The following is a 16,423-nucleotide window of genomic DNA, read 5'->3' on the forward strand; positions in this document are numbered from 1 at the left end:
TAGGGAAAAAACAGTGTGTTTTTTTTATGGAGGAATTTATGAAAACAAATAAAAAAGATATTCTTAGTATATTACTTGGAAATACGTTACTTGCACTTGCGGTTATTTTATTTATTGTTCCAGGACATTTATTAAGTGGTGGGACAACAGGTATTTCTTTGTTTTTAAATCATTATTTTCATTTACCAATTTCATTATTTACTTTTATTTTTAATTTTATTGTCTTTATTATTGGAGCGCTTATTTTGGGAAAGAAATTTGCTTTACAAACACTTATTTCAACATTTTATTATCCATTTATTCTAGGTGTGTTTGAACTTTCTTTTCAAGGTTTTTATTTAACCGATGATATTTTAATTAATACACTTTTTGCGGGTGTTTTAGTTGGGGTTGCTATTGCTATTGTTATTAAAGCAGGGGCTTCAACAGGAGGTATGGATATTCCACCCCTTATTTTAAATAAATTATTTAAAATTCCTGTTTCTGTTTCAATGTATGTTTTTGATACATTAATTGTGTTAGCGCAATTTGGTTTTTCTGATGTTAGACAATGTCTTTATGGAATCGTGTTAATTTTTATTTATACAATGGTTATTGATAAGATTTTAGTAATGGGTGCTCAAAAAATCGAAGTTAAAATCATTTCTTCAAAATATGAAGAAATTAGAAAGGCTATTTTAACGAATGTCGATCGTGGAGTAACAATGCTTCATGGTCAAACAGGCTATTTATTAGAAAATACAGAAGTTTTAATTAATGTTATTTCGACAAGAGAACTTGTTCAAGTTGAAAGACTTGTAAAATCTATTGATGAAGATGCGTTTATGATTATTTCAAATGTTCATGAAGTTCAAGGTAGAGGCTTTAACTTGGAAAAGGAATATATTGAAAAATAAGATGTTTCATTTAGCTTTGTATTTTGATGAAAAAACAAATCAAAAGTTTTCTTTTTTAAATAAAAAAGTCGAAAAAGAACTACATCAAAATTATTTAGAAAATCATCATATTCCTTTTCATCTAACAATTGCGACTTATAAAGAAATAGAGGAAAAGAAATTTATTGAACAGGCAAATCAGCTTTTTGAAAAAGAAAGTAGTCAAGAGCTCTATTTTGTTTCGTTAGGTTGTTTTCAAAAATCGACGCTTTATTTATTACCTGTATATAATGAATTTTTAAATCAACTAATTTTAAAAATCTATCAAACTTTTGATGAATATGTATCTATTTCACAAAAAAATCGTTATTTACCGTACCACTTTGTACCTCATGTTTCTATAAGTAGAAAGTTAAATGAACAACAAACCAATCAAGCGTTTAAGATATTGAATCATTATTTTGAACCTTTTTATGGGAAAGTCATACAGGTTGCATTAGTAAAGACAAATCCGTATCAGGAAATAAAGATATGGAATCTATAATGCTTGCAAGGCATGATAGAAGCTAAAAAAGAAGCATTTTACATAAAATGTTTCTTTTTTTATAATGAAGACAAGGGGGAGAGATGAAAATGTTTTCAAATAAAGAATTAAGAAGTATGATCATTACTTTGTTTTTTGAACAATTACTGGTTATGCTTGTTGGAATTGTTGATACTTTTGTTGTAAGTAGCTGTGGGGAAGCGGCTGTTTCGGGAGTATCACTAGTTAACCAATTTAATACAATTTTTATCTATTTATTTACAGCACTTGCTTCAGGAGGAGCAATCGTTGTCAGTCAATATATTGGTAATAAAGATGAAAAAAGAATGGTTTTATCATCAAGTCAGTTATTGATGTTTTCCATTGTTTTTTCAATTGTTTTATCAATTCTTGTATTGATTTTTAATAAACAACTTTTAGGATTACTATTTGGTAAAGTTGAATCAGATGTTATGAAGGCGTGTGTAACTTATTTACGTATTTCAGCATATTCTTATCCAGCACTTGCTATTTACAATGCAGGAGCCGCTTTATATCGTTCAATGGCCAAAACCAAAGTAACAATGTATATTTCATTTGCTGCAAATATTATCAATGTTGTGGGAAATATTATCGGTGTTTATGTTTTAAAAGCAGGAGTTGCAGGGGTTGCGTATCCTTCACTTATTTCACGTGTTTTTTCAGCAATCATTATCACAGTTTTATGTTTTAATAAAAAATTGGAAGCTTACTATGATTCAAAAGATATTTTTAGATTTGATGGAAAGATGCTCAAACGTATTTTAAATATAGCAATTCCTAATGGGGTCGAAAATGGAATTTTCCAACTTGTTAAAGTGGCTTTAAGTTCAATTGTGGCGATGTTTGGAACCTATCAAATTGCAGCTAATGGGGTTGCACAAAGTATTTGGTCATTAGCGGCACTTGTGGGTTCAGCAATGGGACCAGTCTTTATTACCGTTATTGGACAATGCATGGGTGCAAAAGATGTGGATCAAGCAAAATTCTATTTTTCAAAACTTATTAAATGGTCGCTTGTTTTTTCGATTGTATGGAATGTGCTTGTTTTAGCAATTACACCATTTATTCTACAATTTTATAATCTTGCAGATGAAACAAAACATTTGATTATTATTCTTGTTATTATTCATAATATTGCCAATACGGTAGTTTTCCCGCTTTCTGGACCTTTATCTCAAGGATTAAGAGCAACTGGAGATGTCAAATTTACGATGATTGTTTCTATTGCTTCAACTGTTGGTGGAAGACTTGTCTTATCTATTATTCTTGCTTTAGGACTTCATTTAGGTGTTATTGGTATTGCCCTTGCGATGTGTGGAGATTGGACAATTCGAGCAATTATTTTCTATTATCGTTATAAATCAAATGCTTGGACAAAATTTGAAGTTATTTAAAAACAGGATTTTATGGTATAATGTTTTCAAGCTAAGAAAGGAGTATTTTTATGGCAATTGATATTAAAGAAATACTTGCAAATGGTTTGTTAGACTTATGCCACAAAAAAGACTTATCTCAAGTAACAGTTAAAGATCTCTTGGAAACAACAGGAGTTAGTAGGCAAACATTTTATAATCATTTCCTAGATAAAAATGATTTAATTCAATATATTTACAATCATAAAATTATCAATCATTTTAATGGACAAAATACAAATCTTGATTTCTATGAGTCACTTATCGAATCTTTTGAACATATGAAACAATATCAAACCTTTTTAAAACAGGCTTGCTTAATGGATGGACAAAATTGTTTAAAGGAATACATTCCTAAACATTGTGAGGAATTTGATTTAAAATGGCATCAACAACTTTATGGTGAAAAACTAATGCCAGACGCCTTAAAATTTGCAACGATATATCACGCGAATGCTTCAAGTGCAATGACTTTGTCATGGATTTTATCGGATATGAAAGTCCCTGTAGAAGAAATGGCAAAAATGATTACCCAAATGCGAGGGCTTGGAATGGATGATTTATTTCAAGGAAGTGATTGTACAACAAATCCTTATAAAATTGACAAATAGTCTTTTTTGTCAATTTGTTGACAGAGTAATTTAATTATAAATTACTCTTTTTTTTTAGCGTATTACAATAAGAGTGAAAGAAGGAAAATGTATGAAAAAGACACTTTATTTAATGAGACATGGACAAACCTTATTTAATTTACAACATAAGATTCAAGGATGGTGTGATTCGCCACTTACGGAATTAGGAATCAAACAAGCGAAAGTTGCGGGAAAATGGTTTAAAGATCACGATATTACTTTTGATCATGCTTATTCAAGTACAAGTGAAAGATGTTGTGATACATTAGAACTTGTGACAGATATGCCTTATGTACGTACTAAAGGTTTAAAAGAAAACTATTATGGAGAGTTAGAAGGAGAAAGTGAAAGATTAAATTCTCATTTAACACCTAAAGATTGTGAAACATTCTATTTACAATATAAAGGAGAATCCTCTAATACGACAAGAGACCGTATGGTAAAAACTTTAACAGAAATTATGAATAAAGAAGACCATCATAGTGTTTTAGCCGTGAGTCACAGTGGGGCTTGTTTTAACTTTTTAAGAGCTTTCCAAGATCCTATGGAAGAATTAAAAAAAGGATTTGGAAACTGTTGTATTTTTATTTATGAATTCGATAATGGAACATTTACATTAAAAGATGTAATTAGACATCAAATCTAGGAGGAAATATGGAATACGTTAATTTAGGTAATACAGATATTAAAGTTTCAAAAGTATGTTTAGGATGTATGGGCTTTGGTGATCCACAAGCAGGAATGCATTCTTGGACACTTCCTTATGAAGAATCCAAAAAAATCATTAAACATGCCCTTGATCAAGGAATCAACTTTTTTGATACAGCAATGGGTTATCAAGGTGGAACATCAGAAGAATATTTAGGACGTGCAATTAAAGAATTTTCAAAAAGAGAAGATGTTGTTATTGCGACTAAATTTATGCCACGTAGCCAAGTACAAATTGACCAAGGAGTCAGTGCTCGAGAACATATTGAAACATGTTTAAATAATAGTCTAAAAAGGTTACAAATGGATTATGTAGATCTTTATATTCTTCATCGATGGGACAATGTAACACCCATTAAAGAAACAATGGAAATCTTAAATGATCTTGTTAAATCAAAAAAAGTAAGAGCCATTGGTGTTTCTAACTGTTTTGCTTGGCAAATTGCTCGGGCTAATGAAATTGCCAAAAACAATGGATGGGCAACTTTCCAATCAATTCAAGGACATTACAATCTTATTTTTAGAGAAGAAGAAAGAGAAATGAAACCTTATTGTGATTTAATGGGGGTTTCGATGACACCATACAGTTCACTTGCTTCTGGAAGACTTTCTAGACATCCAGGAGAAACATCTAAAAGATTAAAAGAAGATGCCTATGCTAAAGGAAAATATGATGAAAGTGAAAAAGAAGATCTTGTTATCATTCAAAGAGTTGAAGAACTTGCCAAAAAAAGAAATTGTTCAATGTCAGAAATTTCTTTAGCTTGGTTGATGTCTAAAGTAACTTCACCCGTTGTTGGTGCAACTAAATTAAGTCATATTGATACAGCTTGTAAGGCTTGTGATTTAAAATTAACAGTTGAGGAAATGAAATATTTAGAAGAATGTTATAAACCACATCCATTAGTGGGTGTCATGAAAGAAAATAATCAATAAAAACAAGAAAGATTCTTTTCTTGTTTTTTATTTTTTGTTATATTATAAAAGATGAACAAGAAAGAGAGTAGATAATATGGGTATTGTAGTAATTGGTGCAGTTTTTGTAGATATTAAAGGATTTCCACTAGATGCATATATTCCAACTGGAAGAAATGCAGGACATATTAAATATATTCATGGTGGTGTAAGTAGAAATGTGGTAGAAGATATAGCAAACATTGAATTACGTCCAACATTTTTATCAATTGTTGATGATAGTGCTTTGGGAGAAGATGTTATTCGTAAATTACAAAGACATAAAGTTAATACAGAATATGTTCAAAAAATTCCTGAGGGAATGGGAACATGGCTAGCTGTATTTGATAATGATGGTGATTTGGCAGGTTCTATTTCTCAACGTCCAAATTTAATGCCAATTTTGGATTTAATTAATGAAAAGGGCGATGAAATATTCAAAGATTGTGATTCAATTGTTTTAGAAGCTGATATTGATCCTGAAATTATAAAAACTGTTTTAGATTATTCAAAAAAATATAACAAAAAAGTATTTGGTGTTATTTCGAATATGACACTTGCAGTTGATAGAAGAGACTTATTACAACAATTTGATTGTTTGGTATGCAATGAATTAGAGGCAGGTATTTTCTTTGCTGAAAATTATAGTAAAAAAAGTCCAAAAGATTTATGTGAAATCATTTATCAAAAAGTTTCTGCAGGAGCTATTAAATCAATGGTTGTTACAATGGGAAGCAAAGGAAGTATTTATGCTGATCATTTAGGAAATAAAGGAATCTGTCCTGCTAAAAAAGTAACTGTTAGAGATACAACAGGTGCTGGTGATGCTTTTTGTGCAGGGTTAACAATAGGACTTACTTATAGAAAAGATCTTTCTGATGCAGTTGAAATTGGAACAAAATTAGCAGCTTCTGTTATTACATCATCAGAAAATGTATGTCCACGTTTTTTACCACGTGAATTGGGATTGGATATGGATGTATCTGATTGTTAAAAATATCCTAAAGGATTAGGATATTTTTTTTGACAGTCTATAAATAAAGTTATAGAATATGTGCAAGTAGGTGAATTTTATGGATTTAAAGAAAATAAAAATAACAAAACAAGCTAAAATATGTTTGAGTCTCCTTATAGCCATTATCATGCTTCTTTTTATCATTATTATTTTGTATAATGATAAATTTTATCCAAATACCTCAATAGGTGGAATAGATGTTTCAAATATGACTTTGTCAGAAGCTAAAAATGCTGTTCAAACAGATTTGAAAAATCATGTTCTTGTTATTAAAGGTAGAAATAATGCAAAATATGAATTAAGAGGCGCGGATATTGATTTGAATGCTAATTATGAAAAACAAGTAGAAGATTGCTTTAAAAAGACACATGGATTATTTTCGTTTTATAAAATAATTTCAGGTGAAGATTTTGATGTAAATTTTGATGTTTCTTATAATAAAGAGGCCTTTAAAAATAATCTTTCTCAATCATTTTTAATAACAGGAGATAATTATACAATTACAGCACCAGTAGATGCACATGTGGAATATGATAAGGCTGCTAAAAGTGGTAAAATTATTAAAGAAAAACAAGGAAATCAATTAGATCAAGATAAGTTTTATAGTTATGTTGAAAAGTCTATTCAACAATTAAAGACAAAAGTCAATTTAGATAAGGCAAATGTTTATTTAAAACCAAAATATGTACAAACTGATAAAGAGGTACTAAATGAGCTAAGCCAGTATAATAATTACTTATGTCGTTGGGTTCGTTTTGATATGGGTGAAAAACACTATGAAACAATTTCCCCTAAAGAAATTAAAGATTGGATAGTTATTGGTGATGATGCTTCTGTTTCAATTGATCAAGAAAAAATGGCACAATGGGTTGAAAAATTCTGTTTGAAATACAAAACAGTAGGAAAAACAAGAAAATTCAAGTCACATACTGGTGAAGTATTAGAAGTATCTGGTGGAGATTATGGATGGCAAATTGATTATAGTCAAACTGTTGATCAAGTTTATAAAGCGTTGACAGAAAATAATACGCAAAGTGATGTAGATGCATATGTAAAAAATAAAAGTAATACAAACAAGAAAAAATTACTTAAGAAGTTAGAACCTATTTATAAAAATAAAGCTTACAAAATGAACTTTGAAAATCCAACAGAAGATTATAATACTCAAACATATAGTGAAGTAGATATTTCAGAGCAAATGGTTTATGTTTTCCAAAATGGACAAGTTGTTTATAGTGCAAAATGTGTAACAGGACTTCCAAGTGATGCAACACGTTCTACTAAAACAGGATGCTGGTATATAAAAGATAAAAAACTCGAATATACTTTAACAGGTGCGGATTATACAACACCAACTAAATATTGGGTTCGTATTACATGGACTGGAACAGGATATCATTATATGAATCGAAGTGATTGGGATAAATGGTCGCCTGAATTATATAAAACAAGAGGTTCTCATGGATGCGTTAATTTACAATTAGAAGATGTTAAAAATATTTACAATCTTGTTTCTATGAGAGACATGGTATTTATACATGATTAGAAACCATCGAAAGATGGTTTTTTAATTTGCAAATGAATTGCATATTTATTGACATAATAAAAGATGAATGCTAGAATCTAGTAAAATGCAAATGAATTGCAAATTAGAGGTGGTAATATGCGTTATAAAACGAAAACTTTTCAATTGATTGAAAATTACTTGAAAACGTGTTGTGATAAATGCTTTCGAGCACATGATGTTTACGATTATATCGTAGCAAATGAAATGAAAGTAAATATCTCAACTGTTTATAGGAATTTAGAACAGTTTGTTGAAGCAGGACAATTAATTAAATATAAATCGGGGAATAATGATGTTTGGATGTATCGTCTCAATCAACAGTTTAGTCAATGTCATGAACATCTTCATTTACAATGTAAAGAATGTGGGAAAATTATTCATATAAAAAAAGAATCGATGGATTCTATCATCGCAATGCTAGAAAAAGATTATAAATTCTTTTTAGACTGTGATATTTCTACTATTGGTGGTTTATGCAAAACATGTATGATGAAAAAGGAGTTAAAATGAACAAATTATTAAAATACACATTTATGTTATTATGCTGTTTTTTGCTGATGGGATGTTTACCTTTAGATAAAGAAACAGATAAAAAAAGTATTGTTTGTACAACGTATGCCCAATATAATTGGTTACAAGAAATTATTGGGGAGAATAATTCAACATTTGAACTTACTTTACTTATTAAAGATGGAGCTGATTTACATAGTTATCAGCCAACAATTCAAGATTTAGCAAAGGTATCATCTGCTGACTTATTTGTATATGTTGGTGGAGAATCCGAACAATGGGTAAGTGATGCGTTAAAAGAAGCAAAAAATAAAAATATGTTAGTTGTTGATATGATGGATGTTTTAAAAGAGAGAATCAAGGAAGAAGAACATGTGGAAGGAATGAAAGAAGATCACGACGAAAATGAAGATGAAAGTGAATATGATGAACATGTTTGGCTTTCACTTATTAATGCACATGAAGTGGTTCGCTATCTATCAAATGAAGTACAAAAATTAGATGATGTCCACAAAAAAACATATGAAGAAAATACGATACGCTATTTAAATGATATTGATGATTTAAATCATCAATATGAACAAGTGGTAGAAAATGCCACTACTAAAACATTACTTTTTGCAGATCGTTTTCCATTTAGATATTTACTGGATGATTATGATCTTAATTATTATGCAGCTTTTCCTGGATGTTCTGCAGATGTCGAAGCAAGTTTTTATACGATTACTTTTCTAGCAAATAAAATAGATCAATTGGATTTAAAAAGTATTTTTGTTATTGATCAAACAAATTTAAAAATTGCACAAACAGTTAAAGATAATACAAAAAAGAAAAATCAAAAAATCATGTATTTAGATTCTTTACAGTCAGTTGATGATCAGAAAATCAAGGATGGTTATAGTTATTTAAAGGCAATGAAATATAATTTAAAAGTGCTTAAAAAGGCATTATAAAATAAGGAGATATTATGTCATATATAAAGGTAGAAGATTTATCATTGGGATATGATAGTGAAATTGTTTGTTCAAATATAAATTTTGAAATTAATAAAAATGACTATTTATGTATTATAGGAGAAAATGGGGCAGGGAAAAGTACCTTGATCAAGACAATTTTAGATTTAAAAGAAAAAAAAGCAGGTAAGATTTTATTTTCTGAAAATTTAAAAAAATCAGAAATAGGGTATCTTCCTCAACAAACAGTTGTTCAAAAAGATTTTCCAGCCACTGTCTATGAAGTTGTTTTATCAGGTATGTTGTCACAATTAAAATATCGCCCTTTTTATACAAAAAAAGAAAAAAAACATGCAAAACAAGAAATGGAAAAATTGGGAATTACGCATTTACAAAATAAAAGTTATCGCCAGTTATCTGGTGGACAACAACAACGTGTTTTATTAGCAAGAGCTTTATGTGCTTCAGATAAAATTATATTATTAGATGAACCAGTAACTGGTTTGGATCCTCAGGTTACACAAGAATTTTATGGCTTATTAAAATCATTAAATGAACAAGGAATGACTATTGTCATGGTTTCTCATGACTTATCTGTATTAAAATATGCAACACATGTTTTATATTTAAAGAAAAAAGTTCCCATTTTTATGGAAAAAGAAATGTTTATTGAAAGGTATGGAAAGGAGATTTATAATGACTAATTTTATTGCAACATTACAATATTATTTTTCTTATCCTTTTGTACAGTATGCTTTAATTGTTGGAGTTTTAATTGCTTTATGTTCTTCATTATTAGGGGTAACACTTGTTTTAAAACGTTTTTCATTTATTGGGGATGGTCTTTCACATGTTGCCTTTGGGGCAATGGCTGTGGCGACGGTTTTACAGTTTACATCACAAACTTTATTTATCATGATTGTTACAGTTATTGCAGCTATTTTTCTTTTAAGGACGGGGCAAAATACTAAAATAAAAGGAGATTCGTCTATTGCTATGCTATCTGTAGGGGCTTTAGCTATCGGTTATTTAGTAATGAACATTTTTTCAACTTCAGCTAATGTTTCTGGAGATGTTTGTTCAACGCTTTTTGGGTCAACAACAATTTTAACTTTGACACATTTTGAAGTAGTCGTTTGTATTGTTATGTCATTGCTTGTTGTGTTGTTTTATGTTTTATTTTATAATCGAATCTTTGCAGTTACTTTTGATGAAGAATTTATGAAGGCAACGGGCAAAAAAGTAGAATTATATAATTTGATTATTGCTGTTTTAACAGCCGTAATTATTGTTCTTGCGATGAATTTAGTAGGTTCATTATTAATTACAGCTTTGCTTATTTTTCCAGCTTTGTCAGCAATGAAAATAATGAATAGTTTTAAAGGAGTCGTTATTTATTCTGCGATTTTATCAGTTATTGGAGCATTTGTAGGAATTATATTATCAATATTGTTTTCAACTCCTGTTGGAGCAACTGTTGTTTTTATTAATATTATGATCTTTATTATTAATTGGATAATTTCAATATTTAAATAAGTGATTGAAAATCCTTTCTTTTCAAAAAGAAAGGATTTTGTTAAAATATATGAGGTGATTATAAATGGATGGAATATTATTAATAAATAAACCTGCAGGCTATACAAGCCATGATATTGTAGGAATAGTAAGAAAAAAATTACATACAAAAAAAGTAGGACATTGTGGAACATTAGATCCTGATGCAACGGGTGTACTTGTTGTATGTGTCAATAAAGCAACAAAAGCAATTCAATTTTTGATGAGCGATACAAAAGTATACAGGGCAACTTTATCACTAGGGAAAAGTACAGATACATATGATGCCAGTGGAAAAATATTAGAAGAAAAAGAAGTTGGACAAATATCACAAGCACAAGTTATTGATGTTTTAAATTCATTTTTAGGAAAATCTAAGCAAAAACCGCCAATTTATTCAGCAATTAAAGTAAATGGTAAAAAGCTTTATGAGTATGCAAGAAACGGTGAAGAAGTAGAAATTAAAGAACGTGATATAGAGATTATGATGATTGAATTAATTGATTTTTCAAATAATGAGATTGTTTTCGATGTTAAATGTTCTAAAGGAACCTATATTCGTTCTTTATGTGTTGATATTGCTAAAAAACTAGGGTATCCAGGACATATGTCTCATCTAGAAAGAAGACAGGCAGGGCGCTTTTTAATTACGGATTGTATTACTTTAGAACAGTTAGAAAATGATGATTATTCTTTACATTCAATAGATGACGCTTTGTGTGGTTTTCCTCAATTAAAATTAGATGATCCAACGCCAGTTTATCATGGTAAACAAATTAAAAGTGATTTGACTGGTCAAGTAGCGATTTATGATAATCAGAATCATTTATTAGCCATTTACGAAAGTACGGGACAAGGCTATTTGAAAAATGTTAGAGGTCTATGGTGATGGAAATCCTTCATTTGTCAGTTGATACTCCCATGCAAGTTCATGATTCTGTTTGTGCACTAGGCTTTTTTGATGGTGTTCATTTAGGACATCAACAACTTTTAAAAGAGGTTGAACATATTGCTAAAGAAAAGGGACTAAAAAAAGCAATAATGACATTTTCTGTACATCCTAAACAAATTTTAGAAAATAATGATTATCATTATTTGATGTCATTATCGGAAAAAATAAATATTTTAAAACAATGGCAATTTGACTATTTTTATATTATTGATTTTGATCAAACTGTTGCAAATTTAAAACCCAATACTTTTTTACAAAATTATATTATAAATCATCAAATAAAACATGTTGTATGTGGTTTTGATTTTCATTTTGGGAAAAAAGGAATGGGCGATGTACATGTTTTACAAGAAAATAAATCATTTGATGTAACTGTCATAGAAGAGTACAGTGAGGATGCATTAAAAGTATCTTCATCGTACATAAAAAAGTTGTTAAATGAAGGAAATATTGAAAAAGCAAATCATTTATTGACACGATTTTATCGTGTCTCTGGACAAGTTATTTATGGTTTGCAAAATGGGAGAAAGATTGGTTTTCCTACGGCCAATATTGATTATGGACATTATGTTGTTTTAAAAAAAGGTGTTTATGGGGTCTATATAACTATTAAAGGAAAGCAATATAAAGGAATGGCTAATATTGGTTATAATCCTACAGTAGGGCTTATTGATAACTTATCTTTAGAAGTCAATATTTTTGATTTTGATCAAGATATTTATGGTGAAGATGTGGATGTGGATTTTGTGTTTAGGGTAAGAGATGAAAAGAAATTTAAATCTTTAAATCACTTAAAAGAACAATTACAAAAAGATAAAAAACATATTGATCAATTTCTGGATTAATATGTTTTTCTTTTGTCTAAAATATAAGAGGTGAAGAAAATTGCTTTATATTCATTTATTTCTAGCAAATTTAATATGGGGATTAAATGTGATTGTTACAAAATTAAATTATGATTCTTTTCATCCTCTTTTTTTAGCAATGCTAAAGATACTTTTTTCTGTATTAGCGTTGCTGTTTTATATTTATTATAAAAAAATTTCTTTTGAAAAAGTATCTATAAAAAAATTAATAGTGCAAACAAATTTAATTAATGTTATTAATTTTTTGTTGACATATTATGGTATGCAATATGTAGAAGGGACGATGACAGCAACGATTAATTGTTTAGCACCAGTTATGATGTTTATTGTATCTGTTTCTTTGTGCAAATGGAATTGGAAAATTCTGATCTCATTTATGATAAGTTTTTTAGGATTTTTAATAGCCATTCATTTTCGACTTTTTAATATAGGAAAGGGAATCTTTTTTTTAATAACGGCATTGTTTATTTACAATTTTGGTAATTATCGATTAAAAGATATTACACATAATACATTCATTTATAACTTATATATGTTATTAATAGCTTTTTTTGAATTTATTGTTATTTTGTTGTTTCAAAAGAATGATTTATTTAAAACAGTAAACACTTTTTCTTTATGGTTATTTATTTTAACTTCTGGAATTGGATATGCCTATATTCAATGTGTTTATTTTTTATCAATTCATTCAATAGGTCCTTTAAAAACAAGTTTTTTTATGGCATTTAGTCCTGCTTTTACCTATTTTTTCTCTTTGATTTTATTAAAAGAAAAATTTGATTTTTTTGTTTTAATTGGATTTATAGTGATTTTTACAGCTTCGTTTTATTTTATCTCAAAGAAAGAAAATTAGATTTAGACAAGTATATGACTTCATGATATACTTATATGTAGAAATGTGATTAAAAGAGGTTGTTAACATGAAATATTTAAATGAAATTATAAATGTATTAGGAATGAAAACAATTATTATTATTTCGGTAAGTATTTTAGTTTTGATATTGGTTATTTTGACATATCGCTTGTTAAAATTAAAACATTATCGTAATGAAATTGTTGATTTAGAAAATAAAATGAATGCAATTAAATCCTTACCTATTCAATATCGACTAGGAAGGGTAAAAGGAATTGCTAAAAATATGCCAGAATTGCAAGAAAAATATGAAACTTATGATGCAAAATTTGCTGAATTAACAGATCTTCAAAATGATGAAATCATTCCGCTTGTTAATGATATTGATGAAGCACTTTATTATCGAAAATTACGAGGTGTTCAAAAAAAGATGAACTCTTTAGAGGAAAAAGTGATTCATTATGCAAAGGAATCAAAACAACTTTTAAAAGATATAGAAGTTATTACAGAAATTGAAAATATTCAAAGATTAGAAATTATCAAAGTTAAAGAAAAATATCGTGCTACAAATGATAACTATGCACAGATTCGTTTTAAAGTTGAAGACTACGTTCCTAAAGTACAAGATGTATTTCATGATATTGATGAACGCTTTGTTGAATTAGAAAATTATATGAATAATCAACAATTTGAAGAAGCTAAGACATATACAGAAGATATTTCAAAATATATCGATGCTTTAGATCAACAGTTAAGTGATTTACCTACATATATTTCTGTTGTTCGTCAATATTTACCAAAACGCTTAAATGAACTAAAGTCAATTATGCAAGATATGCAAGAAAAAGATTTTGCTGTTGAAAGAATGAATGCTACGATCCGTATTTCTAAGATTGATAATGATTTACACGAGACAGAAAAAAATATAAAGAATTTAAAATTGGAAAACGTTGGACAAAATATAGAAGTCATGACGGATGAGTTAAATCTATTGTATTCTGATTTTGAAAAAGAAAAGAATGCATATGCACTCTACGAAGAAAAACGAAATGAATGTTATAAATTCGTTAATAAGATAGAAAGCGGACTTTTAGAGGCTAAAGAAAGTATTCATGAGTTAGAAAAAAACTATATTTTAGATGATTATACGATTACAATAGAAGATGATTATAATCAATTTCAATCAATTGTTGATGATTTAGCGGAAATTACAAAGATTATTGAAACTAAAGATTTTTCTTATATAGAAATGATTGATGATTTTTCAAGAATTGTTGAACAAAGTAAACCATATAATGATTCTTTGATTAAACATATTGAATTAGCAGAAACATTACGTATTCAAGAAAAGAGAGCTTTGGATGAGTTAGACAATATTAATATTGTTTTATTAGAAATTAAATCTGAAATTAGAAATAAACATTTACCAATGATTAGTGAATCTTATCAAGATTATATTGATGACTCTTATCAAAAAGCAGATTCCATCTTAAATTTTATTAGAAAAAGACCAATTGATTTAAAGAGTTTATCACTTCAAGTAGATGCTGCAAGAGATGTTATTTATAAATTGTATGATAATGTGCATAATTTGATTGTTACTGCTGAAATGGTAGAGGATGCAATTGTTTTTGGAAATAGATATCGTTCTTCATTTTTAGAAGTTAATACAGAGCTTACAAAAGCGGAATTACTTTATAGAAATGGGGAATATACTAAAGCATTATCAACAGCTGTTGATATTATTGAAAAAATAAAACCGGATTCTTATGAAATGTTGGTTAATAAAAAAAGTCCTAAGGCTGAATAGGACTTTTTTCATGAGGGTCATATGTTATCGAAAATTGAATAAAAATAAAATATGGAGGGAAATATGGTATATCTAGATTATGCTGCGACAACACCTTATAATAAGGATGTTTTAAAAACATATACACAATTGTTAGAAAAATATTTTTATAATGCTGATAGTATTTATAGTCAAGGAATTGAAGTGAATCGCTTATTAGAAAAATCGAGAGGTTTACTTGCTAAAATGTTAGATGTTGATGAAGAAGAAATGATTTTTACAAGTTGTGGAAGTGAAGCAAACAATATGGCTATTAAAGGAATTGCTTTTCAATATCAAAATAGAGGGAAACATATTATCACAACTTCGATAGAACATTCTTCAGTGTATGAAACATGTAAAGAATTAGAAGAAGTATTTGGATTTGAAGTAACTTATTTACCTGTTGATCATACGGGACATATTCAAATTGATGATTTAAAGAAAAGTATTCGAAATGATACGATTTTAGTGAGTGTCATGTGTATTAATAATGAAGTTGGATCTATTCAACCCATTGAGGAAACAAAAAATGTGCTCCAAGATCATCCGCTTGTTAAGTTTCATGTTGATATGGTGCAAGCTTTAGGTAAGATAAAGATAGATTTAAAAGGTATCGACTGTGCATCGTTTTCTGCACATAAAATAAATGGTTTAAAGGGGAGCGGATTGCTTTTTAAAAGAAAATCTACTACTTTAGTACCACTTATTAATGGAGGACAGCAAGAGTTTGGTTTACGTGGAGGAACTAGTAATGCTTGTACGTATATTGTTCTTGCTAAAACTTTAAGATTAGCATTAGAAAATTTTGATCAAAAAGAAAAATATGTTTCGAAATTAAGTAAATATTTAATAAAAGAATTACAGACAATTCCAGATGTTATTATTAACACTGGAGGTAAAGTGTCAAGTCATATTGTTAATTTTTCATGTATTGGTTATAAACCAGAAGTTATTTTGCATGCTTTGGAGGAAAAAGATATTCTTATTTCTACAAGAAGTGCGTGTAGTTCTAAAACAAGTGATGTTTCCAGGGTGATGCAACAATTGCATTTGCCTGATGAAGTTGCAAAAAGTGCTTTGAGAGTAAGTATAAGTGATTTGACAAAAGAAGAAGAAATTGATAAATTTATTTATTGTTTGAAAGAAGTATTAGATTCAATAAAAAAACAGAGGTAA

General features: G+C 28.6%; 17 protein-coding genes. All 17 read left to right on the forward strand.

The window, feature by feature from the left end:
- Window positions 1-38 precede the first annotated feature (38 nt).
- Window positions 39-896 (forward strand): YitT family protein, encoded by an 858-nt coding sequence (locus LJD34_RS01715; RefSeq protein WP_147580222.1) that lies wholly within the window; start codon window positions 39-41, stop codon window positions 894-896.
- Window positions 886-1,419, forward strand: coding sequence for a 2'-5' RNA ligase family protein (locus LJD34_RS01720; protein ID WP_158548241.1), 534 nt, complete (start codon window positions 886-888; stop codon window positions 1,417-1,419). The genes LJD34_RS01715 and LJD34_RS01720 overlap by 11 nt, the downstream gene beginning before the upstream one ends.
- 83 nt (window positions 1,420-1,502) lie before the next feature.
- Window positions 1,503-2,834, forward strand: a complete 1,332-nt coding sequence (locus LJD34_RS01725) for an MATE family efflux transporter (protein WP_227359049.1) — start codon at window positions 1,503-1,505, stop codon at window positions 2,832-2,834.
- 50 nt (window positions 2,835-2,884) lie between these two features.
- A complete protein-coding gene (locus tag LJD34_RS01730) occupies window positions 2,885-3,463 on the forward strand; it encodes a TetR/AcrR family transcriptional regulator C-terminal domain-containing protein (RefSeq protein ID WP_147580225.1) in 579 nt (192 codons plus the stop codon).
- Window positions 3,464-3,554: 91 nt separating this feature from the next.
- Window positions 3,555-4,130 (forward strand): histidine phosphatase family protein, encoded by a 576-nt coding sequence (locus LJD34_RS01735; protein WP_032090124.1) that lies wholly within the window; start codon window positions 3,555-3,557, stop codon window positions 4,128-4,130.
- Window positions 4,131-4,138: 8 nt separating this feature from the next.
- Window positions 4,139-5,128, forward strand: a complete 990-nt coding sequence (locus LJD34_RS01740; RefSeq protein WP_227359050.1) for an aldo/keto reductase — start codon at window positions 4,139-4,141, stop codon at window positions 5,126-5,128.
- 76 nt (window positions 5,129-5,204) lie between these two features.
- Window positions 5,205-6,140, forward strand: coding sequence for a carbohydrate kinase family protein (locus LJD34_RS01745; protein ID WP_032090122.1), 936 nt, complete (start codon window positions 5,205-5,207; stop codon window positions 6,138-6,140).
- A 79-nt stretch (window positions 6,141-6,219) separates the two neighbouring features.
- A complete protein-coding gene (locus tag LJD34_RS01750) occupies window positions 6,220-7,707 on the forward strand; it encodes a L,D-transpeptidase family protein (protein WP_227359051.1) in 1,488 nt (495 codons plus the stop codon).
- 117 nt (window positions 7,708-7,824) lie between these two features.
- Window positions 7,825-8,238: a Fur family transcriptional regulator gene (locus tag LJD34_RS01755; protein WP_147580228.1), complete on the forward strand. Its 414-nt coding sequence runs from the start codon at window positions 7,825-7,827 to the stop codon at window positions 8,236-8,238.
- The gene (locus tag LJD34_RS01760; RefSeq protein ID WP_052010865.1) at window positions 8,235-9,191 is read left to right on the forward strand and encodes a metal ABC transporter substrate-binding protein; all 957 of its coding nucleotides are present in this window, start codon (window positions 8,235-8,237) and stop codon (window positions 9,189-9,191) included. Before LJD34_RS01755 ends, LJD34_RS01760 begins: the two co-directional genes overlap by 4 nt.
- Before the next feature lie 14 nt (window positions 9,192-9,205).
- The gene (locus LJD34_RS01765; RefSeq protein WP_022001488.1) at window positions 9,206-9,895 is read left to right on the forward strand and encodes a metal ABC transporter ATP-binding protein; all 690 of its coding nucleotides are present in this window, start codon (window positions 9,206-9,208) and stop codon (window positions 9,893-9,895) included.
- Window positions 9,888-10,727, forward strand: coding sequence for a metal ABC transporter permease (locus LJD34_RS01770; protein ID WP_227359052.1), 840 nt, complete (start codon window positions 9,888-9,890; stop codon window positions 10,725-10,727). Before LJD34_RS01765 ends, LJD34_RS01770 begins: the two co-directional genes overlap by 8 nt.
- A 64-nt stretch (window positions 10,728-10,791) precedes the next feature.
- The gene (truB, locus tag LJD34_RS01775) at window positions 10,792-11,634 is read left to right on the forward strand and encodes a tRNA pseudouridine(55) synthase TruB (protein WP_227359053.1); all 843 of its coding nucleotides are present in this window, start codon (window positions 10,792-10,794) and stop codon (window positions 11,632-11,634) included.
- Between the two features lie 32 nt (window positions 11,635-11,666).
- The gene (ribF, locus tag LJD34_RS01780; RefSeq protein ID WP_227359054.1) at window positions 11,667-12,542 is read left to right on the forward strand and encodes a riboflavin biosynthesis protein RibF; all 876 of its coding nucleotides are present in this window, start codon (window positions 11,667-11,669) and stop codon (window positions 12,540-12,542) included.
- A 40-nt stretch (window positions 12,543-12,582) separates the two neighbouring features.
- Window positions 12,583-13,416: a DMT family transporter gene (locus tag LJD34_RS01785; RefSeq protein ID WP_227359055.1), complete on the forward strand. Its 834-nt coding sequence runs from the start codon at window positions 12,583-12,585 to the stop codon at window positions 13,414-13,416.
- Between the two features lie 67 nt (window positions 13,417-13,483).
- The gene (locus LJD34_RS01790; RefSeq protein ID WP_032090115.1) at window positions 13,484-15,226 is read left to right on the forward strand and encodes a septation ring formation regulator EzrA; all 1,743 of its coding nucleotides are present in this window, start codon (window positions 13,484-13,486) and stop codon (window positions 15,224-15,226) included.
- Window positions 15,227-15,289: 63 nt separating this feature from the next.
- Entirely contained in the window at window positions 15,290-16,423 is a 1,134-nt protein-coding gene (locus tag LJD34_RS01795; RefSeq protein ID WP_227359056.1) for a cysteine desulfurase family protein, read from the forward strand.

This window comes from Faecalibacillus sp. MSK20_93 (assembly GCF_020589945.1).
GTDB classification, from domain to species: Bacteria; Bacillota_I; Bacilli_A; order Erysipelotrichales; family Coprobacillaceae; genus Faecalibacillus; species Faecalibacillus intestinalis.

Excerpts from the sequence above, each read along its gene's own strand:
- LJD34_RS01715 (WP_147580222.1), top strand. The coding sequence starts at position 39 with ATGAAAACAAATAAAAAAGATATTCTTAGTATATTACTTGGAAATACG.
- LJD34_RS01725 (WP_227359049.1), top strand. The coding sequence starts at position 1,503 with ATGAAAATGTTTTCAAATAAAGAATTAAGAAGTATGATCATTACTTTG.
- LJD34_RS01730 (WP_147580225.1), top strand. The coding sequence starts at position 2,885 with ATGGCAATTGATATTAAAGAAATACTTGCAAATGGTTTGTTAGACTTA.
- LJD34_RS01735 (WP_032090124.1), top strand. The coding sequence starts at position 3,555 with ATGAAAAAGACACTTTATTTAATGAGACATGGACAAACCTTATTTAAT.
- LJD34_RS01740 (WP_227359050.1), top strand. The coding sequence starts at position 4,139 with ATGGAATACGTTAATTTAGGTAATACAGATATTAAAGTTTCAAAAGTA.
- LJD34_RS01745 (WP_032090122.1), top strand. The coding sequence starts at position 5,205 with ATGGGTATTGTAGTAATTGGTGCAGTTTTTGTAGATATTAAAGGATTT.
- LJD34_RS01750 (WP_227359051.1), top strand. The coding sequence starts at position 6,220 with ATGGATTTAAAGAAAATAAAAATAACAAAACAAGCTAAAATATGTTTG.
- LJD34_RS01755 (WP_147580228.1), top strand. The coding sequence starts at position 7,825 with ATGCGTTATAAAACGAAAACTTTTCAATTGATTGAAAATTACTTGAAA.
- LJD34_RS01760 (WP_052010865.1), top strand. The coding sequence starts at position 8,235 with ATGAACAAATTATTAAAATACACATTTATGTTATTATGCTGTTTTTTG.
- LJD34_RS01765 (WP_022001488.1), top strand. The coding sequence starts at position 9,206 with ATGTCATATATAAAGGTAGAAGATTTATCATTGGGATATGATAGTGAA.
- LJD34_RS01770 (WP_227359052.1), top strand. The coding sequence starts at position 9,888 with ATGACTAATTTTATTGCAACATTACAATATTATTTTTCTTATCCTTTT.
- truB (WP_227359053.1), top strand. The coding sequence starts at position 10,792 with ATGGATGGAATATTATTAATAAATAAACCTGCAGGCTATACAAGCCAT.
- ribF (WP_227359054.1), top strand. The coding sequence starts at position 11,667 with ATGCAAGTTCATGATTCTGTTTGTGCACTAGGCTTTTTTGATGGTGTT.
- LJD34_RS01790 (WP_032090115.1), top strand. The coding sequence starts at position 13,484 with ATGAAATATTTAAATGAAATTATAAATGTATTAGGAATGAAAACAATT.
- LJD34_RS01795 (WP_227359056.1), top strand. The coding sequence starts at position 15,290 with ATGGTATATCTAGATTATGCTGCGACAACACCTTATAATAAGGATGTT.